Raw genomic sequence first — 24,834 nt, forward strand, 5'->3', positions numbered from 1 at the left:
GGTATGAGTAAGCAAACCCGCTGGACCCTTAAAAGTATTGCTAAAGAGCTAGGTGTCTCTAACGCGACAGTATCTAATGCGTTTAATCGCCCTGATCAGCTATCGGCTAAACGCCGAGACGATATTCTCGCAGCGTGTAAAACTTTGGGCTATTACGGGCCTAATAAGGCCGCGCAATCATTGCGTAATGGCACATTTAATATTGTTGCTTTAGTGCTGCCCGATAGTGTGGAGTATATGGTGTCTGACCCCGTTGCTAGTAGCTTTATGCGCGGTGTTACCTCAGTGCTTGAAAAAAATGGCATTAATGTTTTATTGTTTTCAGGTAATAGCGATAACCTTAACAACGTGGTCGACTTTGTAGATGGCTTTATTTGTTATGGCCGCCCTCGTAATAACGCGTTAGTTGAGCAGTTAAAAACAGTGTCTAAACATGTAGTGACAATTGATTTTGATATTGCTCGCAATGCCTCTGTAAATATTAATAACGAGCAAGCAAGTTACGAAATAGCTAAACACGTACTGCATAATCAAAACGATAAAGTGGCTATATTAGGGCTTAGATTACTTGATGAAAACGTATTATGCCGGGTGTATGAGCATCACGAATTTGAAACCGGACAATCTATTTCGCATCAACGTTTACGTGGTTATCAACGTGCTTTAAGCGAGGCAAATATTACGGTAGCTGACGATCGTATTTGGAACATTCCTGAAAGTAGCGAACGTTTTGCCAATATTGCTGCAAAAGAAGTACTTAGTGCATCACCGCGTCCTAACGTTATTATTTGTATGAGTGATTTAATTGCCCTTGCCACAATGCGAGAAGCAATAAAACAAGACATAAAAGTAGGTGAAGAACTGCGTATTGTAGGCTTTGATGGTATTGATGAAGCAGCCCGGTTTGTACCTCGCCTCACCACCATTCATCAAAACAGCCAAGAAAAAGGCGTAATGGCCGCCGAGCTATTTATATCAAAAGAAGAAAGAATATGTGATGTAAGTTACGAGCTAGATGTAGGTGCCAGCGGTTAGCCATTATGTTAAAAAGCATTTAGAACAAAAAAGCCAAGCTATATACTTGGCTTTTTGTCTTAACATTAAATTAAGCCAACAATGCATTTAAGCTTATCGTTGTTTCATCATCGCCATTAACTTGAGTAATCAACGCATCACGTGTTTTAAAGTTAACACTTAATGCAATAGACTTATCTTCTAGTTGCCATGTTAAACAACACTCTCCCTCTGCACCATGAGCGCTAAACTCGCCTGCAAAAGCAGGATGTTCATTGCGTAGCTTAATGAGCTCTATTAAACCTTTTACTACAGGTTTATCTAGCGCATATTCAATTTTTTCATTATTTAGATACGGGCGGTTAATATCGCGACCCACATTGGTTCGCGCAAGTAGCTCCATATCATTTTCACAGGCAAATAAGCCGCCGTAATAAACTTGTGGTACACCTGGTGCAAAAAATTGAATTGCACGCGACAGTAAGTAATCAAAGTCTTTAGCGCCTAATGCGTTGTAGTACGTACAGTTAACTTGATATAAGTCGACATTACTCGCCGCAGCGCCCGTAGCTTGGCGGCTTTGGTTGTTACTGTTGGCATGCATTGTTTCGACTAGGTTATCAATCTGCTGTGCATTTAATAGCCCTGGTTTGTCGCCCATTGGACCTGCGTCAATAATGCCAATACCGTCGTGTGTATCAAGTACAGTTAAGCAATTGCGTGGCGAAATTTGTAACCATTTGAGCAGTGCATCTACATCGTTATTAAATAAGCTGTGTAAAATAAGTGGTGGTAACGCAAAGTCGTAAACCATATTTACACGTTTTGCCACTTCTACCTGAGTTTGATAATGGCTATGTATTTCTGCAATGGTTTCCATGCCTAAATCGTTTGCCTGCTTAGATAAGTTATCTAGGTAGCCAAACGTTTCATCAAGCATAAAGCAGTTAGTGCCCGCTTGCTTAATGGCGTAACCCGCCGCATCTAAACGAATAATATTTACATTGTTAGCCGAAAATTTAGTTAGTACGTTATTTAAATACGCAACACCGGCTTCTACTTTTACGTTTATATCGATTTGATTGTCGGTAAAAGTGGTCCAAAAGTCATACGTTTGCCCGTCGCCACACTGCATTGGCGTAAAACAGCTACCTGGGCGTGGGCGGTAAATTGCTTTTTGCTCAGCTTCGCTCATACCATTTGGAAATACATCTTCTTTGGTTAAAAACAAATCCCAAAATTCTGATTGCTTACCTTTAGCTAATACATCTTGAAATTGAAAAGACTGCGCCGATACATGGTTAACAATCAGGTCTGCCATTAAGTCGAGATCTTTACCTAATACCTGTATGTCTTCCCAAGTGCCTATTCTAGAATCAACTTCACTATGATCAATAGGGTCAAAGCCAGCATCGCTGCCATCAATAGGATTGTAAAATGGCAATAAGTGCACACCACCAAATACGCCTTTTAAAGGGCCGTTTAAAAGTGTGGTTAGCGCGCCTATATTTTGGCCAGTGATTCGATCAGCATATGTGATCAATTGAACTTTATTCTTCATCATTGTGTGATTACCATGTTGAAACTTAATCGATTAAGATATATCTTTAACTAGCGAGTAAGAATTTACAAGTAATTTTTAATAATTTTACATACAAATTTCGTGGCTCACGTAATACTACAGTAAGCAACTGACTGACTTACGAAGTGTTAATAGAGAATTTAACGAGGAATAAACACATGACAAAATCACACACACACGTAAGCAGCGACCCACTGCAACAAATACGCTGGCTTACATACATGATGTTTTTTATGTTTGCCATGACCTCTGACGCAGTCGGCATGATAATCCCCGAACTTATAAAAGATTTCGGTTTGAGCATGACTCAAGCTAGTGCATTTCATTACGCTCCCATGGCATTAATAGCCTTTAGTGGATTATTTTTAGGCTTTTTAGCTGACAGCCTTGGCCGTAAAAAAACCATTATGCTAGGTCTATTAATATTTTCTGCGAGTTGTTTTTTATTTGCATTTAGCACCAGTTTTACTTTCTTTTTAGTATTGCTTTGCTGCATAGGCTTGGCCATTGGTTTATTTAAAACCGGCGCACTGGCATTGCTTGGCGATATTTCACATAGTAACGATGACCATACTAAAACCATGAACAAGGTTGAGGGCTTTTTTGGCATTGGCGCTATTGTAGGCCCTGCCCTAGTTGGTGTTTTATTAGTGCAAAACGTAAGTTGGACATACCTGTATATTACTGCGGGCGTAATGTGTTTAGTTCTTGCTTTATTAGCATGGCGCGCAGACTACCCTGACGTAGTTAAAACAACTGAAAAGCCAGCCTCTTTGGCCACCACCCTAAAAATGGTAAAAAACCCTTATGCACTTGGCTTTTCTTTGGCCATTGCACTTTATGTAGCGACTGAAGTGGCTATTTATGTATGGATGCCGACGCTATTAAAGGACTACACAGGCTCTTGGCCGCTCCTTGCCACTTATGCACTTACTATATTTTTTATACTACGTGCTGCAGGTCGTTTTATTGCCGTATGGTTACTAAACCGTTATAGCTGGCAAGGTGTTATGGCTTATTTAAGCTTAGGTATTGCGCTTTGTTATGTGGGTACACTTATTGGTGGTGTTGATTGGGCTGTAGGGTTATTACCTCTTTCAGGTTTATTTATGTCTATGGTTTATCCAACTTTAAACTCTAAAGGTATATCGTGCTTTCCTGCTGAGCGCCATGGAGCCGTAGCCGGCGTTATATTATTTTTCACCGCATTATCAGCTGCTTTAGCTCCTTTATTTATGGGTATGATCAGCGATTACTTTGGCCATGTGCGCTATGGCTTTTACTTAGCAACAGGGTTTGCCGTGATTTTATTTGTAGCTATGTTGTTCAATTATTTACGCGACCCATCAATGAGTGCTTTACAAGAAAATAACCCAACAGCTTAATAAACTTGTATCTCAATACAATAAAAAAACACTTTTAAAATCAATATATGAATAATAAAAGAGCAAATTAAACACAAAATGATTTGCTTATTGTAAAATATTTGTTATTTTTACTTAATCGATTAAGTAAAAATAACAAACCCTACTGGGATCAACACAACGAGGCGTTCACATGACAACACACAATACACCTTTATATTTAATCAGCGCTTTAGCACTTGCCGTAAGTCAAGGCGTTAACGCACAAGAAACAGATCAAGCAAAACCTGAAGCATCTCAAAACAAAGGTCTTGAAACAATTGTTGTAACCGGCGTACCACGTCGAACAACAATCATGGCTTCAAGCGTATCAGTTAGTAGCGTGTCACTTGAACAAGTTCAAGTGTCTACTCCTCGCTCAACAGCCGAGGCTTTTAGAATCATCCCTGGTATTCGTGCAGAATCGACAGGTGGCGAAGGCAATGCAAATATTGCTGTACGTGGCCTGCCTGTTGCTTCAGGCGGTGCAAAATTTTTACAATTACAAGAAGATGGGTTACCTGTAATGCAATACGGTGACATCGCTTTTGGTAATTCAGATATTTTTATGCGATTAGATAACACTGTGCAAACTATCGAATCGATTCGTGGTGGCTCAGCATCTACTGCAGCAAGTAATGCACCTGGTGGCATTATTAACTTTATCTCTAAAAATGGCGAAAACGAATCTGGCAGTGTATCTACAACACTTGGCTTAGATTACGACAACGTTCGTACAGACTTTGAATACGGCACTTACTTAACCGATAGCGTGCGTTTTCATGTTGGTGGCTTTGTTCGACAAGGCGAAGGCCCGCGCGAAACAGGTTACACGTCTAATAAAGGTGGTCAAATAAAAGCTAACCTTACAAAAGATTTCGACAACGGTTACGTTCGCCTTTATTACAAACACTTAGATGATAAGAGTGTTGGCTACCTTCCTATGCCAATGTACTCAAATGGTGACTCTATTGCTGGCTTTGATGCGCAATCAGACACACCTCACTCAGCGTTATTTACTAAAACAGCACGCTTAAATGGTGAAAACCAAATCAGTAGCGGCGATATCCGCGATGGTATGAATCCAAAGGTTGATTCTGTTGGTTTTGAAGCTGTATTTGATTTAGATAACGATTGGCGTATCGAAAACCGTTTTCGTAAATCATCAATAAGCGGCAACTTTAATTCACCTTTCACAGAACAAGTAGGTAGTGCAACATCAATTGCAGAAAGCATTGGTGGCGTGGGTGCAACCTTGAGCAACGCGAACACCGGTGAAGCGTTTAACGATGGTTTAGCAATGAAGATGGTGACATTTGATGTCACAATGAATGACTTTGGCTCTATAGTTAATGACTTTAAATTAACTAAATCGTTCGATGATGATACCAGCCTTACATTTGGTTACTATGCATCTACGCAAAATATTGCGATGTCGTGGTTATGGAACTCTTACGTAATGGAGCTCAAGGGTGACAATGCTGCATTATTAAATGTAACAGGTGCCGATGGCACTGAGTTATCTGAAAACGGTTTATACGCTTACAGTGCATTTGGTAACTGTTGCCAACGTGATTACGATACAGAGTACGATACTCGTGCACCATACGTTGCATTTTCTACTAAATTAGGCGACGTAAGCATTGATGCAAGTGCTCGCTACGACAGTGGTGAAGCTCGCGGAACATACGCAGGTGCAGTGACTTCAACAGTAGATATGAACCGCGACGGTGAAATATCAATCCCTGAGCAAAACGTTGCAGGTATTGATACTGCAAACGCAAGTCCAGTAAATTACGACTGGAACTATTCTTCTTATTCAATTGGTGCTAATTACCAAATTGACCCAAGCCTTGCCACGTTTGCACGTATAAGTAAGGGCGGGCGAGCAAACGCCGACCGTCTTTTATTTGGTAAAGTACGCGCCGACGGCTCTGTTGCAAAAGAAGACGCTGTTGATGAAGTAAACCAGTTTGAGTTTGGTGTTAAAAAGCGCTTTGATTCGTTATCAGTATTTGCTACTGCGTTTTTTGCCGAAACTGAAGAGCAAAACTTTGAAGCAACATCACAAACATTTTTTGACCGTGAATACGAAGCAAAAGGGATTGAGATAGAATCTACTTACTTTATTGATGCATGGGATTTTCGTGGTAATTTAACCTGGACCGATGCAGAAATAGCAAAAGATGCGCTTAACCCAGATGTTGTAGGTAATACGCCACGTCGTCAAGCCGATTTAATTTACTCATTAATGGCACGTTACAACTATGAAAAAGGCGCTGCAGGGGTAAGTTTCATTGGTACTACCGATGCGTACGCTCAAGATAATAACGACTTGCAATTTGACGGCTACACACAGGTAAATGGCTTTGTAAGTTATGATTTATCTGAAAACCTAAATATTGCGCTTAATGTGAACAACCTATTTGACACAGTAGGTATTACAGAAGCCGAAGAAGGCTCAGTACCTGAAAACAACATTATTCGTGCCCGTGCTATTAACGGCCGCACAACGTCGGTAACTTTAAAATACGCTTTTAACTAAATGTGTGTATTGCGCTGCGGTGAGTAATCACTGTAGCGCCTTTTAAAGAATGAATAATTAACACCCTTCACGTTTTTTAGCCTAGCCTTGCTAGGCTTTTTAGGATATACCAAATGACCAAACTTCTGTGCTTAGGCGAGCTATTAATTGATATGCTGCCACAAGATGCTAATAACTCTGCCTATTTACCTATATCAGGTGGCGCACCAGCCAATGTAGCTGTTGGCTATGCAAAACTCGGAGGTGAAGCTTCATTTTGTGGTGGTAGAGGGGACGATCATTTTGCCAATCAATTAAGTAATGCATTAGCGCAATACAATGTAAATACAGACTATTTATTTACCATTGCAGGCTCACAAACCGCTATGGTTATAGTAAGCCTTGATGAAACCGGCGAGCGTAGTTTTGGCTTTTATCGCCATAACACAGCCGATGTACTATTAACCCCGGCGCATTTAACGCATATAAATTGGCAAGAAATAAGCACACTACACTTTTGTTCAAACACATTGACCGAATCAGCAATTGCCAACACAACAGTTAAAGCGCTAGAACTTGCAAAAGCGAATAATAAGCTCGTCAGTTTTGATGTAAATTTACGCTACAGCTTGTGGGAAAACACAAGCGATATAGCAAGCAATGTAAAAGCTTGTTACACCTATTGTGACATAGTAAAACTCTCGCGTGATGAGCTTAATTTTTTAGCTCAGCATAGTGATACAACGAGCGATGATTACATTCAAACGCTATTAAATACCGGAGTAAAACTGGTGTTTTTAACCGATGGGCCAGAGCCTGCCAAGGTTTACCACAGCGCATTTACACTTAACGAATCGGCACCAAAAATAAACGCCGTAGATACAACAAGCGCAGGGGATGCATTTATAGCGGGGGTTTTATACTACTTAAATAACTTGGGAAGTGATTTACCACTAACAGATAAACTAAATGATAAAGCGAGCGTAAAAGACGCCCTGCACTTTGCTCTTAAATGTGGCTCTAAAGCGTGTTTAGCTAAAGGGGCATTTCCGGCATTACCTGTACTGGCTGATGTAATTTAAATGATTAAAGCCCCATATTACGGGGCTTTAAATCAGAGTTATATCTATTGCTTTATAAAGGTGACACCTTTAGGTATTTCATCTTGAGGTAACCGAGTAGAGTGCATTTGCGATAACAACCATTTATCGCCCACTTTTGATACAACAACACTTTCTAACCAATAAATATCAATACTTCTTTCGGTGTTTTTAATATTGGCTTTATTCCAGTAATTAATAAAAGCAACATCTCCTTCTACACGCGAATTTATAACACTAAAATGATTTGTTCGTATGTAATCAGCGGGCTTAACAACATTTACAAAGTCATCAATAGTCCACACTTCTCCGTGCTCTAAAAGCAGGAATGAATCATCAACAGCCGCGCGCATTTTTGCGTGATCAAAGTTAGATACAGCTAAAAATAAATCGCTTACGGGCGTAAATATGGTGCTGTCTTTTGCATGTATCGATGTAGAAAATATCAGGAATGTAATAAAGGTAAGTACTTGTTTCATTGTTTTTATAATGTGTAGTTTGCTCAATAATAATTAGTGTATTTTAATACAGCAGTGTTAACAATTGAAATAAACCGAATGTAACTACCTAACAATGCTACCCATAGAGCAAAAAAGCACTCTATAAGAGTGCTTTAATTTAAGTTTTCAATAAAGCTATTCATCTAGCCAATCTATGGCTGCGGTAGCATTTTCAAAGTATTGAACCTCACCCGATATGAACCAGTTACCTATTTTAGCCATTCGAGCTTGCCACTCTTTATTACCGTAAATAGCTACTTTTTTAAATTCTTTAGAGTGCTTAACACCTAACTTGAGGTCGTCCCACGCTGCGCGTAATTCCCAACCTTCAAGTTCGCTACCATCTATTAAGGCGTTTACAACTGGGTGCTTCACTTCGCCAAGAGCTGAATTTATCATTGGGGTAATTATTTTGTAGTCGTCGTGAGTAAGCGTACCAACGGCTTTAAGTTTTAAAAAAAACTCTCTTCCTGCACGTTCAAGACCAATCGATAAACCATGTGTTGTGTGTACCATTACTGCTCTCCTTAAATAGGCTGAGCGGTAAAAGTACACCTTCTAAAATTAATTAGTCCTGAACTAAATCAATAAATAATCTCAAATAAACGACTCAGTTACGCATTTTGTACGCGAGATATCTGGTTTTCTACATCAGTTAAATGGCCCGTTTTAAGCCATACTTTTGCACCATTAATTCCCGCTTTAACGTTAACGGAGCTATTAATAGGCACTCTTAACCAACTGTTTTTTACAAGAGTATCGGCTTGCTCTTCCAATGAGCCTTCAAGTACTAGCAGCTCTGCTCCACCTTTTGCGCTTATAACCATGCAGGCATTGGGCTCAAAGTGCAACAAGCTTACCTCTTCAAAGTCATCTTTGTATAAAGGGGTTACGGCTACATTGTTAAAACTAGGATGCGCCGTGCTTTGCATCAAGTCTGTTTGCAAACGCACGTGCGTTCGATCCCCTGGCTGAAACTGCCATAACTTTACAAATATAACGCAGCCATTTTCAGACCCCGGTTTGTGCTTTGATTGCGGTGGATTACGAATATAAGAACCTGCCGCAAAGTCACCATGTTCATCTTGAAATACCCCTTCAAGCACAACAAACTCTTCACCGCCTGTATGTACATGCGGCGAAAATTCACTGCCAGGTGCATAACGAACAATGGTCGTTGCGCGAGCAACTTCGTCGCCCACTCTATCGAGCGCTCGCCTATCAACCCCCGCCATTGGCGATGCAACCCACGGGAGCGTTTCGCTATGTACCACAACTCGTTGACTAAAATCGGCAGCAATTTTCATATTTGGCTCCTAACCGTAACTCCACTTAAATTTTAAACTAACAACCTAATTAACCAGCAACACTTGGGCGTTTTGCCACTTTTTCTTGCCATGCAACTAAATGGGTAAGCTCATTCGGGATTACTATTTGGGCAAATCCAGCAAATACCAGCCCAGCATACAATGTAATATCAGCAATACTAAACTGCTCACCGCCAACAAACGCCGATTGCGCCAATACATCATTAAAATAGCTAAACCCTTGGCGTGCTTTTTCGCCTTGTTTTTCACCCCAAGCCACATTTTGATACGTTTCAAGCTCTGGACCTAAGCCATCAGTTGCATGATGAAAGTAAGCTGCCACAGCGTCAAGCACCATAGATTCTGCGCGCTTTTGCATCATGTTAATTACTGCACGCTCTTTTGCGGTTTCACCCATTAAAGATGGGCCTTCAAATGTGGTATCAATATACTCAGTAATAGCGGTACTTTCTGATATAAACGTGCCGTCATCTAGCTCTAATACTGGCACACCTGCTAATGGATTTTTAGCTAAAAAGGCTTTTGTTCTGTGTTCACCATTTAATAAGTCAACAGGTACAAACTCAACATTCGCAGTGGCATTTTTTTCAGCTAAAGCGATACGAACACGAAGTGGATTTGGAAAGTTTTCTACATCATAAATTTTCATAGCAATCTCTACCTTTATTGTTTAGAAGTGAATTAACGGCAAACCTACCTACCGATAGGTAACTTATAATGTTAAACCAAATTTAAGTCAACGTTTAAATTATTCTAATTTATAGGATTTAACTTAATTCGTAATAAAATTAGGGGGTTGCTTAAAAGTAAAAACGCTTGTAAATAACTATCTACTGGTCGATAATTTTACTATGCCAATTGCATTAAATAAGCGATCTATTATTGCGCTAAGAAAATAGTGCAATAACAAAGCAAAATTATGACAACTATTTGTTCTTTATGAATAATTTTTAACGCGGTTAGTGAGTTATTTAATGCGATACAATGATCATGTTTTAATAAAATTGGTATTGCTACGGATAGGAAATATTAAAAATGAGTAAAAAAGAAGCTTTATTAAAAGCCGCTGAAAACAAGGTGCGCCTTGGTGGGTACAGTAATTTTAGTTTTAGAGAGCTCGCCAGCGAAGTCGGCATTAAAAGCGCCAGTGTACACTATCACTTTGCGACTAAGGCCGATTTAGGTGCAGAGCTTGCTCATCAATATACTGATTCTTTTTTAGCTGCGTTAGGCGAGCCAAGCGAGCTTAAAGCAAGCGGTAAAAACCCTATTGATGTGTACACTCAGCTTTTTAGAAGTGCATTAGTAACCGACAAAAAAATGTGTTTATGTGGTTTACTAGGAGCTGAAAGCGATAGCCTTCCAGATAAAGTACGCCTTGAAGTAAAACGCTTTTTTAATCAAAACCTAACATGGCTTAGCGCTGCGCACTTAGCTAATGGTGAACTCAACCCTACTAAAGCGGCCATTCAAACAGTGAGCTTGCTTGAGGGCGCTATGATGATAAGCAAAACGCTCGACGATAATAGTTACTTTGAACTTGCAACTCAGTAAAACCTAAATTTAGTATACAAAAAAAGCGAGCTATTCATTATGAATAGCTCGCTTTTTTAATGCTTGAAATAACTTATGTGATTATTAAACCGCTGTTGGTTTAACTTTATGCTTAGAGTGCACAATTGCTAAAACAATTAAGCCAATCACTGTTATTACAGCGCCAATAGGTTTACCTAAATCGCTTGATAAGTTAAGACCAATTGCGGCAGTACCAATATAAGAAACCGTTACCGCTGTTGCTATCACAGCAGGAACACTGGCAATCCAATGGAATGTGCCACGGTCAAACAAGTACTTAGTGGCAAGCCATAATACGCTTGTAGAAAGCAGCATGTTTGAAAATGCAAAGTAGCGCCAAATTAATGAGAAATCGAGCTTCGTCATAAAGTACGCTATGGCAAGTATAGGTAACGCCACTAATAAGCGATTACGTAAACTTTGTGGAATATTAAACGCATCAACAACTGTTAAACGTAGTGAGCGGAACGCTGTATCACCAGAAGTAATTGGGAATACGGCTACTGCAATAATTGCCATTATACCGCCAAATACGCCTAAGTAACTGTTAGCTACATGGTTAACAACTAAACCTGGACCACCTTGATCAAGCAACGCTTTTAAGCCCGCGTAACCATCTGGGAACGCTGCAATACCAGCAAGTGCCCATACACAACCTACAATACCTTCACACATCATAGCGCCATAATAAACTGGACGTACGTATTTTTCGTTAGTTAAACAACGCGCAATAATAGGCGCTTGAGTAGAGTGAAAACCACTAATAGCACCACAGGTAATTGTTATAAATAACAGTGGCCATGTCGGCAATCCATCTGGGTTTGGCTCTAAAAAGTCATGTGCATGGTCAGCTTCAAAGTAAGCTAAAAAGTCACTTGGTACCGGTAAGTGCGGCGCATTAATAAGTAATGAAATAGCAATTGCCACTGTCATTACAATCATTAGGGCACCAAAAATTGGGTAAAATTTAGTAATGATTTTATCAATTGGTAGCAAAGTGGCTAAAAAGTAATACGCTAAAATAGCAAGTACCCAAAAGGTATTATTTGCCAGTATTGTACCTTCAAAAAAATCAAGGTTACTTAGCAAACCTGCAGGGCTCATAATAAATACTACACCTACAAAAAACAGTAGCATGGCAGTAAATACAAGCATAAAGCCTTTAAATACAACGTTGTAATAATGGCCTGCAATTTCTGGTAAGCTTTTACCGTCTTCTTTTATACTCATTACACCTGAGAAGAAGTCGTGTACAGCGCCACCTAAAACATTACCAAGTACAATCCATACTAGTGCAACTGGTCCGTATAAAGCACCTAAAATTGGGCCAAATATTGGACCTACGCCAGCAATGTTTAAAAACTGAATTAAAAATGCTCGTACAGGGTGAATAGCTACATAATCAACACCTTCGCTAAAGCGTTTTTGTGGTGTGTCAGCAGTCGAATCCAAGCCGGCTTGTTTTTCAACAAATGGGCTGTAAAACTTATAGCCCAGTATTAAAATAGTGAGGCAGATAAAAAAGATGATCATAAAGCACGTTTCTCTTTTTGTATTTTAGTTATAGAGCGCATTGTGTGTCGCCCCGCCTTTTCAATCCGTGAATAATCGACGAACGATAACAAAGCTTTAACCCTCAAACAATAAGACGTTTAGCTAATACAATAATCGATATAAGCCACTATTTACGCAACCTGCGCACTTAACACTCACTTATCGCTTGCGTCTTATTTTAGGCACAAAAAAAGCGGTTAAACTTTTACGTATAACCGCTTTCACACACAATATCTTTTTAAAGTGGGTTCATAAACTCACTAATTTGTTGATGCGTTAAAGTAGGTGTTGCACCAGAACTTTCGGCGACCATTGCTCCAACGGCACATGCAAAGTCAACGGCATATTGCGCGTCGTCGTTGCTACAAAGCTGATAAATTAGTGAACCTAAAAACGAATCCCCTGCGCCAACAGTGTCAATTACGCTAATTAAATAACCTGAATTATAAAAATTTTCGCCTTTGATTGTTAATAAAGCACCATGGCTACCTTTAGTTACACATAAGTAATCGGTATTTGTTTGCTGTGCTATAAACGCTAAATTTTGTTCAAGCGAATGAAACTTACAACCCATCGCTTTTGCTATTTCGTATAGCTCTTCATCGTTTAATTTAATAAAGTCTGCTTTATTCATTAAATCTACAAGTGTTTCTAGTTTGTAATGCGGCGCACGTAGGTTTACGTCAAATACTTTAAAGTTTGCTACATCAACGAGTTGATTTAATGTTGCTAAAGACGCTTCGCTTCGCCCAATTAGGCTGCCAAATACAAACACATCGCTACTTTTAACTTTACTAAGTAACTCATCGGTAAGCGCTATATTATCCCACGCAGTGTCTGCCACTATTTCATAGCTTGCAGAGCCACCACTGTCGAGTGTTACCTCAACCGTGCTAGTTTTTTTATCACTATTAATATCAATGTACTCGCAGCTTACGCCCTTGCTAGTAATTTCGCCTAGTAGCTCAGCGCCTAACTCGTCGTTACCAACAGCGCTGATCATGTCGGCTTTAATGCCAAGTGAATTAATGCGCACACACATATTAAGTGGCGCGCCACCTAAGCGTTTACCTGAATCAAAACAATCCCACAGCACTTCGCCAAAACAGCTAACACTTACGTTTTCGCTTGATTTATGATTAATTAAAATGCTCATAATTAGTTACTCTTTTGATCAAGTACGTTTTTCATAATGGCTTTAACTTTACTTGCAGGTGCATATAAAGCTTCAATGTTATTTTTGTAATGAGTAGTAAATTCATTTTGATCGCTTAAGTTACCAAATAAACTAGTAAGCGATAAAAATGCTAGCGGCTGTGTATGAGTTTTGACTGCAGCTTCATGCAGCTCACTTTGCATTGCATCAATAACTTCTAACTTATTGCCTTGCTCATCAACTTCTTTATCACTGTAAAAACACCATGCAGCAATTACAAGCGCAGCAAGAGAAACATCACGCCCATTCGCTAAGTTTTCGTTAATAGTAGCAATTAAAAATTTAGGAAGCTTTGCGGCACTTTCTGAGCAAATGCGCGAAAGGCTGTCTTTAATATTAGGATTAGCAAAACGCTCTATTAACGTATCTTTGTAACTTTCAAGGTCAATGCCTTCAAGTGGTTCAAGATTTGGCGTTACTTCTTTATCCATAAAAGCACGCAGGTATGTGGCAAATAATTCATCAGATACCGTTTCGTCAATAGTGCCGTAGCCATGGATTGAACCTAATAAACCAAGCACAGAATGCCCTGCATTTAGTAAACGTATTTTCATGGTCTCATAAGGCGTTACATCAGTAACAAACTGTGCACCAACAACGTCCCAATTTGGGCGAGAGTCACTAAATGTGTCCTCTATTACCCATTGTGTAAACGACTCACAGGTAATTGGCCACTCGTCGCTAACACCATATGCATCAACCACGTAATCAATATCACTCTTTTTAGATACCGGTGTAATACGGTCAACCATCGCATTTGGAAACAATACGTTTTGCTCAATCCACTCACTTAGGTCTTTGTCTTGCTCTGTGGCAAAGGCTAAAAGCATTTTGCGTGTTACGTTACCATTGTGCTGAATGTTATCGCACGACTGTACTGTAAATGCGCCTAAGCCTTGCTCTTTACGCAGTTTTAACGCTGCAGTAATGTAACCAAACGCTGTAATTGGGTCGTTTGGGTTATTAATGTCGTTAATAATATCTGGATTACTGTAATCAAACTCGCCCGTTGCAGGGTTAAAGTTGTAACCGCCTTCAGTAATAGTAAGCGACACAATTTTAGTATCGCTGTGTGCTAGCTTATTAATTACCGCTTGTTTGTCCTCTGGAGCAAACAAAAAGTCGATCATTGAGCCAATTACTTTGTTATCTATTTTACCGTCTGGGTGTCTAACAGTAAGCGTGTAAAGGTAATCTTGCTGCTTTAAAATATCACGCAGACCACGGTTACCCTCTAAAAGGCCAACACCACATATACCCCATTGCTCAGAGCCCGGAGTTTTTAAAAGCTCGTTAACATATACGGCTTGGTGAGCACGATGAAAACCGCCCACACCAATATGTACAATACCGGCTTTAACTGCGCTACGGTCGTAGGTTGGTGTATCAACATGGCTTGGTAATTGAGCCAAGCTCTGTTGGTTTAGCCCTGTAACTAGAGCGTCAGTGTGTTGATGTTGCGTCATGGTGTGACCTTACTAAACAAAGATAAAATATAAATTACGATACTGTATTACGATAAGTAATTACGATGCTGTATTGAGTACTTTATGGCGTTTTAACGACCAGTACGCAGTAACAAAATAAATAACAGTACAAATAAAACAGGCTATTTCGAACTGCGATTTATTAGCGCTGTACATACTCATAGTTTCACTGAAAAACATCACTTGGCTGGCAAATATAAAAATAATAACCAGTGAAACCGTAGAAACCGCATTAAGTACTTTGGTAAATACAGAGCTGTCAATTACTGGCTTTGGAATGTCTTTAGCCTCAGCTGCTTGATATTCTTTGATATCACGCTGCTCTTGCTCTTCTGCTGCAATCTCTTGTGTGTAATCGTCGCCGGCGCCATATTTTTTAGCTAAAAGCGTGTAAATAACAATGGTGAAAATCCACGTAGGAATAAACAAGTAGTAAAACGACATTACATCAATAGCATTTAAACCAAAGCCAAACACAAGCGCCAGCGCCCAAGATGCTATAGCCGGTACGCTGCGGGTAATGTTTTTATATTTAGCCCAGTAACGTGTTAGGCCAATTTTAGGAAATAACACATGTTCAGCAAACACAATGCCGCCTACTGGCACAACTAATAAGCCTGCGTAGGTAAGTAACGGAAGCATTTGTGAAAATACAAACGGGAAACACGCAATAATCACAGTTACAACACCTACAATAGCGGTTGTGCGTTCACGTGATTGATTAACAAATATAGATTGTGCTGCAAGGCCTGCACGATAAAGGTTTGCGTTAGCTGTAGTCCAACCGGCAATAATTACAATAACAAAGCCAGTCCAACCTAATGCATGGTATGCAACATCGCCCGGATCAAGTGATGAAATAGTTGTTTTAAGTAATACCGCAACGCCTGCGCCCATAATACCGGCAGAGATCCACGCTAAGTAATGACCAAAAAACATACCCACACCAGAAAACAAACCATAGCTTTTGCGTTTAGCAAATCTAAAAATAGCCATGTCGATTAAACCAAAGTGAGTAATTGAGTTAGCAGCCCATGCAAAGCCAATCACTTCTAATAGGCCAATGCCCTTTTCACCATCGGCGTTAGTGCCTGTCCATATGGAGGAGTCGCCTATGGTCATAAAGTCGCTAAAGCTACTTAAAGAGGTAGAACCTAATACGTGATTTGAAAGCTCAGGGAATAACGCGAACGAGCCTGCAATAAATATAACAAATAACCACGGCGCACACAGCTTTGAAAAGTCAGCAACCGTAGAAAAGCCATACATCGCAACAAATACAACAATAGAGCCAACAGCTAAAACAATGGCTACAAACCAAAAGCTATTTGGATACCAATCAAGTTGCGCAGGTATATCAAACAAAAACCGCACGGCGGTGGAGGATACCGTGATCATAGCGGCCGATATAACACTAAAAATAACCACGTTAGCCCAGTTATAGAGCTTGGTCATTGAGTTACCAGCAATTTTGTTTAAGTAGTTATATAAACTTAAGCGGGTTTCTACTGCAATGGGTGCAGTAATTAGCCACCAAGAACACATTGCTAACAGGTTACCTATTAATAAACCAAGTAGAATGTCGATGGTTGAAGCGCCTAATGCAACAAACGTTGCACCAATAACAAATTCAGTAGCCGCAACATGTTCGCCAGCATATAGCCCTGCAAAATGTTTCCAGCCGTGAAGCTTATTATTAGCAACAGGAAGTTGCTCTTCGTTTACATCTTTAAATGTTTGTGTGTGTGGACTCGTTGCCATGGTATTTCCTATTGTTAACAGCAAAGTACTTAATACCTAAATACTTCGCCTTTTATAATTTGGCTTATAAACGCATGATGTTTTGCCATGTTTTGTTTTATTTTTAGTAAAGCAAAACCATCTACATTTATATTTTGCGTTTGCTTGCCTGTCAGTGTGTAAGGCGAGCAAATCACGTTTAAAACTTTGTTTATTTAAAAAGCCGCGTGTTTACTGCTTTTTAAGCGCAGGGTATGCACTAAAAAAATCTTGCCAATGCGTTAAATGATCAACATTTGGGTAAGCACTGTGCACATGATTAACAGAGCCTTGCATATGTTGCCCACCGCTGTAATGCAGTACTTGCATATTGGCGTCAATTCCTGCATTTACGCCGGCTTTACTGTCTTCAATTACTAGGCAATGCTCTGGCTTTACACCCATTTGCTTAGCTGCATGTAAAAATAAATCAGGCGCTGGTTTACCACGCTTAACTTCGCTGCTGGTAAAAACCGTATCGCTAAAGTACTTACTTAAACTCACTACGCTCAACGCTTTTGCGGTGCGTGCTGGGCTGCTGCTAGTAGCTATACAAATAGGCACAGCTAAATTGTTAAGTACGTCTTCTATACCATCAGTTGTGGTTAGTCCTGTTTCAAATTCGTTTAATAGTGCCTCGCGGTAGTCACCTTCAAAGCTTTCAGGAAGAGTGACATTAAATGCATCCGCTATTTTTTGGCTTACTGTTTTAAAGTTGCAACCTAAAAAGTGTTGCTGTACATAAGCGCGGTCAATCTCAACGCCTTTTTCAACAAGCATATTAATGAGTACTTGTGCGCTTAAAATTTCGCTATCAATAACAACGCCATCACAATCAAATATCACTAGCTCAATATTAGTATTCATCTTGTCACCTTATTAAAACTGTTTGGTTTAGCTAATTTAAGTATAACGAGTTAAGCGCGATTAATATTGTGCAACTTTTTAGTGCAACTCAGTAATGAGCATAAGCTCACCGGTTGAGCATATTCCCTTTATTGCGCGAATATGTCAACACACTGTAAGTATAAAACGCACCAGCTTGGTAAAAATACCGCCAGATAAAACTAAAAACCTTTGTATTTAATAAATTTTATAAAAGCATATTGCGACTAAGGTCGTAGTAAAAAATTACATTAATGTAAAAAGTGTATCTGCAAACTCATTTCATCTGTTTTACAAATCACATCAATCTAATTAATCAGTTTTACCGAAGTTAATAAAATCAATACTATCGTTAACAGATTAACAGCCTGCACCACTGCCGGCACTTTTAAATAGATGAGGTCGACAATGAATACTCAAATAAACAAAACAAAATTAACACTAACTGCACTAGCACTTGCAATGGCATTACCGGCAAGCGCAGCAACAACACTTACTAAAGATAACGGCGCAGCTGTTGGCGACAACCAAAATTCAATTACTGCAGGCGAACGTGGCAGTGTATTACTAGAAGACGTGCAACTAATTCAAAAACTACAACGCTTTGCACGTGAGCGTATTCCTGAGCGTGTTGTGCATGCTCGTGGTACTGGCGCACACGGTGTGTTTGTAGCATCAAAAGAGCTAGACGATTTAACAATTGCAGCACCGTTTGCACAAGCAGGTAAAGAAACAGACGTATTTGTTCGCTTTTCATCTGTAATCCACTCTAAAGGTAGCCCAGAAACACTGCGTGACCCACGTGGCTTTGCAACTAAGTTTTACACAGACCAAGGTAACTGGGATTTAGTAGGTAATAACTTACCTGTGTTCTTTATTCGTGATGCAATCAAATTCCCAGACATGGTGCACTCTTTAAAGCCATCTCCGGTTGATAACATTCAAGATCCTAACCGTGTATTTGATTTTTTCTCGCATGAACCAGGTTCTACACAAATGCTAACGTGGGTTTACAGCGACTACGGTACACCAGCAAGTCTTCGTAAAATGGACGGTTGGGGTGTACATGCATACAAAATGATTAATAAATCGGGTGATGTTAAATACGTTAAGTTTCATTGGGTAAGCCAGCAAGGCATTGATAACCTTGACGCAAAAGAAGTGGCAAAAGTACAAAGCCAAAACTTTCAACATTTAACACAAGATTTATACACTGAAATAAACAGAGGCAATTTCCCAAAATGGGATCTGTACATTAAAACGCTTGATCCATCGCAGCTTGATGACTTTGATTACAACCCGTTAGATGCAACAAAAATGTGGTTAGATATTAAAGAAACTAAAGTAGGAACAATGACCTTAAACCGTATGCCAACTAACTTCTTCCAATCTACGGAACAAGTAGCAATGGCACCGGCAAACATTATTCCAGGTATTGAGCCATCAGAAGACCGTTTATTACAAGGTCGTATGTTTTCTTACGCTGATACACAAATGTACCGCCTAGGTGCTAACCACCAGCAATTGCCAATTAACCGTGCAAAAGTTGAAGTGGTTAACTACAACCAAGACGGCGCAATGAACATTGGTAACACAACAAGCAATGTGAACTACCAGCCAAGCCAAGAAAACGTAGCTGAAAACCCAATTGCACGCAGAAGTAATACAGAGCTTAAAGGCTTTGTACAACAAGCAGCAATTAAAAAGCAGCAAAACTTTGCTCAAGCAGGTGTTTTATACCGTGGCTTTAGCAAACAAGAACGTACAAACCTAATAAATAACCTAGCAGGCGATTTAGGTAAAGTGCAAAACAGCAGTGTTAAACACAAAATGCTTAGCCACTTTTACAAAGCAGATAGTGAGTACGGTACACGCTTAACTAAAGCTGTAAACGGCGACCTTAAAATGGTTAAACAACTAGCCGCTAAGCTTTAATAATTTACCCAACCTAGAGGAAGGGCTGACTCCCCCTTCCTCTTTTTTAAAAAAGGTAAACCGTATGCGTAATTTACTTATTATAATTACTATAATGATGAGCTTTTCAAGTTTTGCCAATGAGCCGCAAAGCCCTGTAAATGAGCCAACAACCGCCCAAACACAATACCAAAGCTTATTTGCTTATTACTTTGCCGCAGCACGCACCGACGACACCGCAGTAATAGAGCAATTTGTAGATGCCGGTATTCCTATCGACAGCTACAACAACAAAGGCTACACCGCGTTAATGATTGCCACTTATCACGGTAATAAAAACACGGTAAACACGCTTTTACACTTAGGTGCTAATGCCTGCATGGAAGACAACCGAGGCAACACTGCACTTATGGCCGCTATATTCAGAGGTGAATTTAGTATTGCTAAAACACTCGTATCACTTGATTGCGATAACGCGCATCAAAACAAAGCCGGTCAAACAGCCGAGCAATTTGCACAAACATTTGGTCAACAAAAAGTTATAGAGTTACTAGCACAGGTAAATAATGCAAAATAATCTGCACGCAACAAAAAGCCCTAAAATAATAGGGCTACTTTGTTTATTAAAATTTACTACTTAATTTTAATAGTCTGTCTTACTACTTAATTAATACATGTTAAAAACGATACGTTACTGAAGCACCTAACGTTTGAGGATTCACTACTGCAACATAACCTGTTGGGTAGGGACCACTTGCAGGCTCAACTGACGTAAATGCTTCTTCATCTAATGCATTATTAATAAAAGCACTCACTAACCAATGATCGCTGTTATAGCTTATTGTTGCACGCGTAATTGTATAACCTCCGGCAACACGCTCTTCTGTATTAGTTAAATCTCCATAGTAATCGTCTACATAATTAGCGCTCACATTTAACTTTAAGCTGTCTGTAAGCCAATGCGATAAACCTAAACTTGCAGTTAACTCTGGTGCTGAGTTTAATTCGTTACCCACTGCATCTGAATAAGTCGCTGATTCATCTATTTTAGTTTTTAACAAACCTAGCCCTGCATGTAACTGCCATTGCTCACCTAACATGCTATATGCTTCAAGCTCTAAGCCATAGCTATGCGCATCGTCAATATTAGTGATTTTTCGACTTGAGCTTAAAGCTTGATAACCATTAAAGTTATTGTAAAAAATATTAGCACTAATATTTAAATCACCATTATTTAGTACGCTACGCGAGCCTACTTCATAGGTATTTACTGATTCTTGCTCGTAGTAATAGTATTCTTGTGCAGCAAAATCTAAGGCACCACCACCTGCGTTATAACCACGACGAGCACTTGCCGATAAGGTCGTGTTGTTAGTTACTTTATATTGAACAGCTACCGTAGGTAATTTTATCGTATTAGAATTATCTAATTGCTCAACTAACCTACTGCCGCCAAAAGCCATATCAAAATTACGAAGTTGTTCTTCACGCTCAACTCGCAGCCCCGCTGTTAACGTAAGCTCATTTGTTAACTCAAAGCTTGTTTCGCCATAAATTGCTTTAGAGTCACTACTATCGTCACCAAAATAATTGGTTGCACCAACGCTTTTAAAGTCTTGTTCACGGTCAAAATAAGCAATACCTACAAAACCCGAATAAAAATCACTATTTAAGCCAAAATTTAATTTACTATCAATTGTGATATTTTTTTCATCCATAAAAATATCAGACTCCGCACTGGCAAGTGCCTCATATGCTTCAAAGCCCCATTCATAATCCATATAAGCGAGTAATATATCGAACGAAAAGTTATCATTTATTTTATAATCAATATTTACCTGAGTCGTGTCTGACTGGGTATCCATATCGCGCTGAAATAAAGGCACATAATCAAACGGTTCATCACCTTCAAAGTACTTACGACCTGTATTACCCTCTTCACTGTAGGTAGAGTAAGTTAGCTGTACAGCTAAATCTGTTGTTGGGGTATACAGTAATTTTGCACGCGTACTACTGGTATTAAGCTTATTTAAGTTTTTATCTGTTGGATTGGTTCCATGTATCGTTGGGTTGCTAAAGGTTTCACCATTTACATATTGAGTAGACAAACGAAATGCTAGTACATCCTCAATTAAAGCCCCCGAAACAACAGCGGCTGTATCAAGGTAACTATCTTGATTTCTATACCCAACGCGTACAGCACCTTCAAAATCTTGTGTTGGTGCTTTGGTTGTCATATAAACTGCACCACCAATGCTATTACGACCATTGCTAGTTGACTGCGGTCCACGGTATACCGCTATTTGATCTATATCCCACAAACCTGTATCACCGGTTAAATCAGCTACAAACGGCTGACTTACACCATCAACAAGCGTTGATACTCTTGCTTTAGAGCCACCACTAAATGAGTTGAAACCTGTTGCACCACCATTACCCGACACACCGCGCATATCTGGCACGGCTCCAGTAAGTACCACTACATTTGCCATTTCTGCCAAAGCTTCTGAAACAGAACCTAGTTGTCCATTTTCTAATAGTGACTTATCTACCACGGCAACCGATGTAATCGTATCTTTGAGTGACCTTTCGATTTTTTCGCCTGTTACAATAATTGTATCTATTGATTCTCGACTTGTTTCATCAGCAAATGCATTGCTTTGAGCTAATAACAAAGAGCCTGTAATCAGTAGTGAAAGTTTATTAGGCTTAAATGAAGCTACCACCGTTATTTCCTTTTATGGATAGTTGTTTTATTTCTCGAAAAAATAGCACAAACACACACTTGTTGCAATTGAGTTTAATTATCATTTAGAATAGCAATACCATTAATGAGTGTTTTAATTTATGTTGCAACTTACCCTTTCTCTTATTTTATTTACTGCTACATCCCTGTTTTATCTTAGTAACCGCCACCAACGACTTCTAAGCAAACCCATTAATAAAAGTTGGCGCAAGCTCGCATTTATCCTTTTTGTTATTGCAATACCATTAGCCTTATATGCTTTTTCTAATGCGGCAGCCGTATTTTTTATCATTTTAATGATAATGCTCGCTTTAATAATAATTCCGCTCGTAAGCCTGATTAAACACAAGGAAGTAAAATAATGTCATCTGCACAAAGGCAAAAAATAAAACCAACTTGGCTTGGCAAAAGTTTGGCAGGTTGTTTTTTAGGGCTAGCGCTTGCGTTTATTCTCGTTGCTTTTTTTGCATGGTACGGAGCGGGAGGCATAGATGCGCCCGACAAAGTGCAATTTAATATGTGGATGATACCCATTTTATGGTTAACTATTTTTAGCTTTACCTACCTGTTTAGTTCGGCAAAAAATGCTTGGCTGACGCTTGGGGGATTAAATATAACGCTATATAGTTTATTTATAATTTTAAGGAATTGGCTATGAGAGTAAGAGCCGATATTTTGCGTACCTACCAAGGCGTGCATACATGGACAGGAATAATTGCAGGTTTAGTACTTTTTATAGGTTTTTATGCTGGTAGTTTAACCATGTTTAAACACGAATTAGCACAGTGGGCAAAACCCGCCAGCGCACCAGTGACTACACCACACACTAACAATCACCAAACATTAGTTAACCAAGCAATCGCTAAGTACCCTGAGCAAATGGGCAATGGTTTTTCTCTCGACTTATTAACAAATCAAGCGCCACTATCTTGGTATAGCCAAGGTAAAGAGCGCGGAATGAAACTTGATAATCAATTACAGGTGCTCTATTTAAACCAGCAAAATGATCTTGTAATACAGCAACAAAATGAGAATAAACTTGCAGATTTAATAGATTACTTACATCGAACCGCAGGGTTTGCAGGCGAAATTGGGCACGACCAATCGGGCGTATATATACTTGGTATTGCATCTGCGCTGTACTTTTTAGCATTGGTGTCTGGCGTAATTATTTTACTACCTACGCTTGTAAAAACCTTTTTTGCAATTCGAAAAGAAAAAGGCGCCAGTCGCTTTTGGCTCGATAGCCATAATTTAGTTGGGATCGCCAGTTTGCCTTTTCATTTAATTATAGCGTTTACTGTGGTGGTATTTGCATTTCATGATCTGGTTTATGATGGTCTATCAGCATTTTATGACGATAAATCCTTTTTTCAACGACCTGCCCCAGCAGCACATAATTATCATATTGCAAACTTACCAAGCATAAATAAGCAGCTCTTAGCGGCAAAAAACTACGCCCCAGGTTATGAGCCAATTCACATTACATTTAATCGTTTAAATACAAACAGTCCTACAGCAACATTAAAAATGAGTAATAGCAGCGCTGTCGTTCGCGGACCTGATACCGACTACTTATTCTTACACCCCTATACATTAGAAGTACTTAACTCAAGCTACCCGCAAGGAGATGATGGTGTTTGGGGTAACATAGTAGGTAGTTTCTTTTCACTTCACTTTGGTACTTATGGAGGTGAATGGGGACGTTGGGGGTATTTTGTTATGGGACTACTTGGCGCATTCTTATTTTACTCTGGTAACTTATTATGGCTAGACAAGCGCTTTAAACAAGATGCCAACAAACGAAGTACACGATTTATGGCAAATTTAACAATTGGTGTTTGCTTAGGGTCAATGATTGCAGTGGTTGCCACTTTATTACAAGCTAAATGGATTAACCAATATATGGGTAACGCAAATTACAGTTATCTCTATAGTTACTATTTGGTATTTTTTGCCTTTGTTGCCTATACCTTTTTTAAAGGAACTCATCACGCTAGCTATTGGGGCTTAATGGGTATTGCACTTTTATCTGCTGGAATGGGAGTTTCAACACTTATACAGGCTTTATTAGCTGATGATTTTTTAAAATATTATCAAAGCGGTTTTGTTGATATTAGCGCTGCAGTATTTGCGTTCATATTTTATCATTGTGCAAAAAAAGTTAGAAATAAATCAGTAAGCTATGCAGTTATACCTGCAAAATTATAAAGAAAAATTTAATAAG

Annotated in this window: 20 protein-coding genes; 9 read left to right on the top strand and 11 right to left on the bottom strand. The window is 39.3% G+C overall.

What is annotated here, in order from left to right; all coding sequences use genetic code 11:
• The first annotated feature begins 3 nt into the window (after positions 1-3).
• Positions 4-1,035 carry a LacI family DNA-binding transcriptional regulator gene (locus tag EU510_RS08960; protein WP_149593195.1) on the top strand — a complete coding sequence of 344 codons (1,032 nt, stop codon included), beginning with the start codon at positions 4-6 and terminating at the stop codon, positions 1,033-1,035.
• Between the two features lie 70 nt (positions 1,036-1,105).
• On the opposite strand, the gene gtfA is transcribed toward EU510_RS08960, so the two are convergent.
• Positions 1,106-2,578, bottom strand: coding sequence for a sucrose phosphorylase (gene gtfA / locus EU510_RS08965; protein WP_149593196.1), 1,473 nt, complete (start codon positions 2,576-2,578; stop codon positions 1,106-1,108).
• Between the two features lie 176 nt (positions 2,579-2,754).
• Here gtfA and EU510_RS08970 point away from each other — a divergent pair, with 176 nt between their 5' ends.
• The 3 genes from EU510_RS08970 to EU510_RS08980 all read left to right on the top strand — a co-directional run bounded on the left by EU510_RS08970 (position 2,755) and on the right by EU510_RS08980 (position 7,605).
• On the top strand, positions 2,755-3,981 hold the full coding sequence (locus tag EU510_RS08970; RefSeq protein WP_010553613.1) for an MFS transporter: 1,227 nt from the start codon (positions 2,755-2,757) through the stop codon (positions 3,979-3,981).
• 172 nt (positions 3,982-4,153) lie between these two features.
• Positions 4,154-6,544 carry a TonB-dependent receptor gene (locus tag EU510_RS08975; protein WP_149593197.1) on the top strand — a complete coding sequence of 797 codons (2,391 nt, stop codon included), beginning with the start codon at positions 4,154-4,156 and terminating at the stop codon, positions 6,542-6,544.
• Between the two features lie 113 nt (positions 6,545-6,657).
• A complete protein-coding gene (locus EU510_RS08980; RefSeq protein ID WP_149593198.1) occupies positions 6,658-7,605 on the top strand; it encodes a carbohydrate kinase family protein in 948 nt (315 codons plus the stop codon).
• Between the two features lie 44 nt (positions 7,606-7,649).
• Here EU510_RS08980 and EU510_RS08985 read toward each other — a convergent pair whose 3' ends face one another.
• The 4 genes from EU510_RS08985 to EU510_RS09000 form a co-directional block, all read right to left on the bottom strand.
• A complete protein-coding gene (locus EU510_RS08985; RefSeq protein WP_149593199.1) occupies positions 7,650-8,102 on the bottom strand; it encodes a nuclear transport factor 2 family protein in 453 nt (150 codons plus the stop codon).
• A gap of 156 nt (positions 8,103-8,258) precedes the next feature.
• On the bottom strand, positions 8,259-8,639 hold the full coding sequence (locus EU510_RS08990; protein ID WP_002960091.1) for an STAS/SEC14 domain-containing protein: 381 nt from the start codon (positions 8,637-8,639) through the stop codon (positions 8,259-8,261).
• 98 nt (positions 8,640-8,737) lie between these two features.
• Entirely contained in the window at positions 8,738-9,430 is a 693-nt protein-coding gene (locus EU510_RS08995) for a cupin domain-containing protein (RefSeq protein ID WP_149593200.1), read from the bottom strand.
• 49 nt (positions 9,431-9,479) lie between these two features.
• Entirely contained in the window at positions 9,480-10,100 is a 621-nt protein-coding gene (locus EU510_RS09000; RefSeq protein WP_149593201.1) for a glutathione S-transferase family protein, read from the bottom strand.
• A gap of 386 nt (positions 10,101-10,486) precedes the next feature.
• Here EU510_RS09000 and EU510_RS09005 point away from each other — a divergent pair, with 386 nt between their 5' ends.
• Positions 10,487-11,005, top strand: a complete 519-nt coding sequence (locus tag EU510_RS09005) for a TetR/AcrR family transcriptional regulator (protein ID WP_149593202.1) — start codon at positions 10,487-10,489, stop codon at positions 11,003-11,005.
• Between the two features lie 84 nt (positions 11,006-11,089).
• On the opposite strand, the gene EU510_RS09010 is transcribed toward EU510_RS09005, so the two are convergent.
• The 5 genes from EU510_RS09010 to EU510_RS09030 all read right to left on the bottom strand — a co-directional run bounded on the left by EU510_RS09010 (position 11,090) and on the right by EU510_RS09030 (position 17,929).
• Entirely contained in the window at positions 11,090-12,559 is a 1,470-nt protein-coding gene (locus EU510_RS09010) for a carbon starvation protein A (protein ID WP_149593203.1), read from the bottom strand.
• Positions 12,560-12,818: 259 nt separating this feature from the next.
• On the bottom strand, positions 12,819-13,736 hold the full coding sequence (locus tag EU510_RS09015) for a carbohydrate kinase family protein (RefSeq protein WP_149593204.1): 918 nt from the start codon (positions 13,734-13,736) through the stop codon (positions 12,819-12,821).
• 2 nt (positions 13,737-13,738) lie between these two features.
• A complete protein-coding gene (locus tag EU510_RS09020) occupies positions 13,739-15,262 on the bottom strand; it encodes a mannitol dehydrogenase family protein (RefSeq protein ID WP_149593205.1) in 1,524 nt (507 codons plus the stop codon).
• 60 nt (positions 15,263-15,322) lie between these two features.
• Positions 15,323-17,044: a purine-cytosine permease family protein gene (locus EU510_RS09025; protein WP_149593206.1), complete on the bottom strand. Its 1,722-nt coding sequence runs from the start codon at positions 17,042-17,044 to the stop codon at positions 15,323-15,325.
• A gap of 210 nt (positions 17,045-17,254) precedes the next feature.
• Positions 17,255-17,929 (bottom strand): HAD family hydrolase, encoded by a 675-nt coding sequence (locus EU510_RS09030; RefSeq protein WP_149593207.1) that lies wholly within the window; start codon positions 17,927-17,929, stop codon positions 17,255-17,257.
• Between the two features lie 426 nt (positions 17,930-18,355).
• Here EU510_RS09030 and EU510_RS09035 point away from each other — a divergent pair, with 426 nt between their 5' ends.
• Both EU510_RS09035 and EU510_RS09040 read left to right on the top strand, forming a co-directional pair.
• The gene (locus EU510_RS09035; protein WP_149593208.1) at positions 18,356-19,882 is read left to right on the top strand and encodes a catalase; all 1,527 of its coding nucleotides are present in this window, start codon (positions 18,356-18,358) and stop codon (positions 19,880-19,882) included.
• Positions 19,883-19,976: 94 nt separating this feature from the next.
• Positions 19,977-20,438: an ankyrin repeat domain-containing protein gene (locus EU510_RS09040; RefSeq protein ID WP_410477412.1), complete on the top strand. Its 462-nt coding sequence runs from the start codon at positions 19,977-19,979 to the stop codon at positions 20,436-20,438.
• Between the two features lie 100 nt (positions 20,439-20,538).
• On the opposite strand, the gene EU510_RS09045 is transcribed toward EU510_RS09040, so the two are convergent.
• On the bottom strand, positions 20,539-22,587 hold the full coding sequence (locus tag EU510_RS09045) for a TonB-dependent receptor (protein WP_149593210.1): 2,049 nt from the start codon (positions 22,585-22,587) through the stop codon (positions 20,539-20,541).
• Between the two features lie 381 nt (positions 22,588-22,968).
• On the opposite strand from EU510_RS09045, the gene EU510_RS09050 reads away from it, so the two are divergent.
• Together EU510_RS09050 and EU510_RS09055 are read left to right on the top strand one after the other, a co-directional pair.
• The gene (locus EU510_RS09050; protein ID WP_010553597.1) at positions 22,969-23,265 is read left to right on the top strand and encodes a hypothetical protein; all 297 of its coding nucleotides are present in this window, start codon (positions 22,969-22,971) and stop codon (positions 23,263-23,265) included.
• Positions 23,262-24,818: a PepSY-associated TM helix domain-containing protein gene (locus tag EU510_RS09055; RefSeq protein WP_149593211.1), complete on the top strand. Its 1,557-nt coding sequence runs from the start codon at positions 23,262-23,264 to the stop codon at positions 24,816-24,818. Before EU510_RS09050 ends, EU510_RS09055 begins: the two co-directional genes overlap by 4 nt.
• Positions 24,819-24,834: the final 16 nt, after the last annotated feature.

Source organism: Pseudoalteromonas sp. FUC4, from assembly GCF_008370255.1.
Classification (GTDB): Bacteria; Pseudomonadota; Gammaproteobacteria; order Enterobacterales; family Alteromonadaceae; genus Pseudoalteromonas.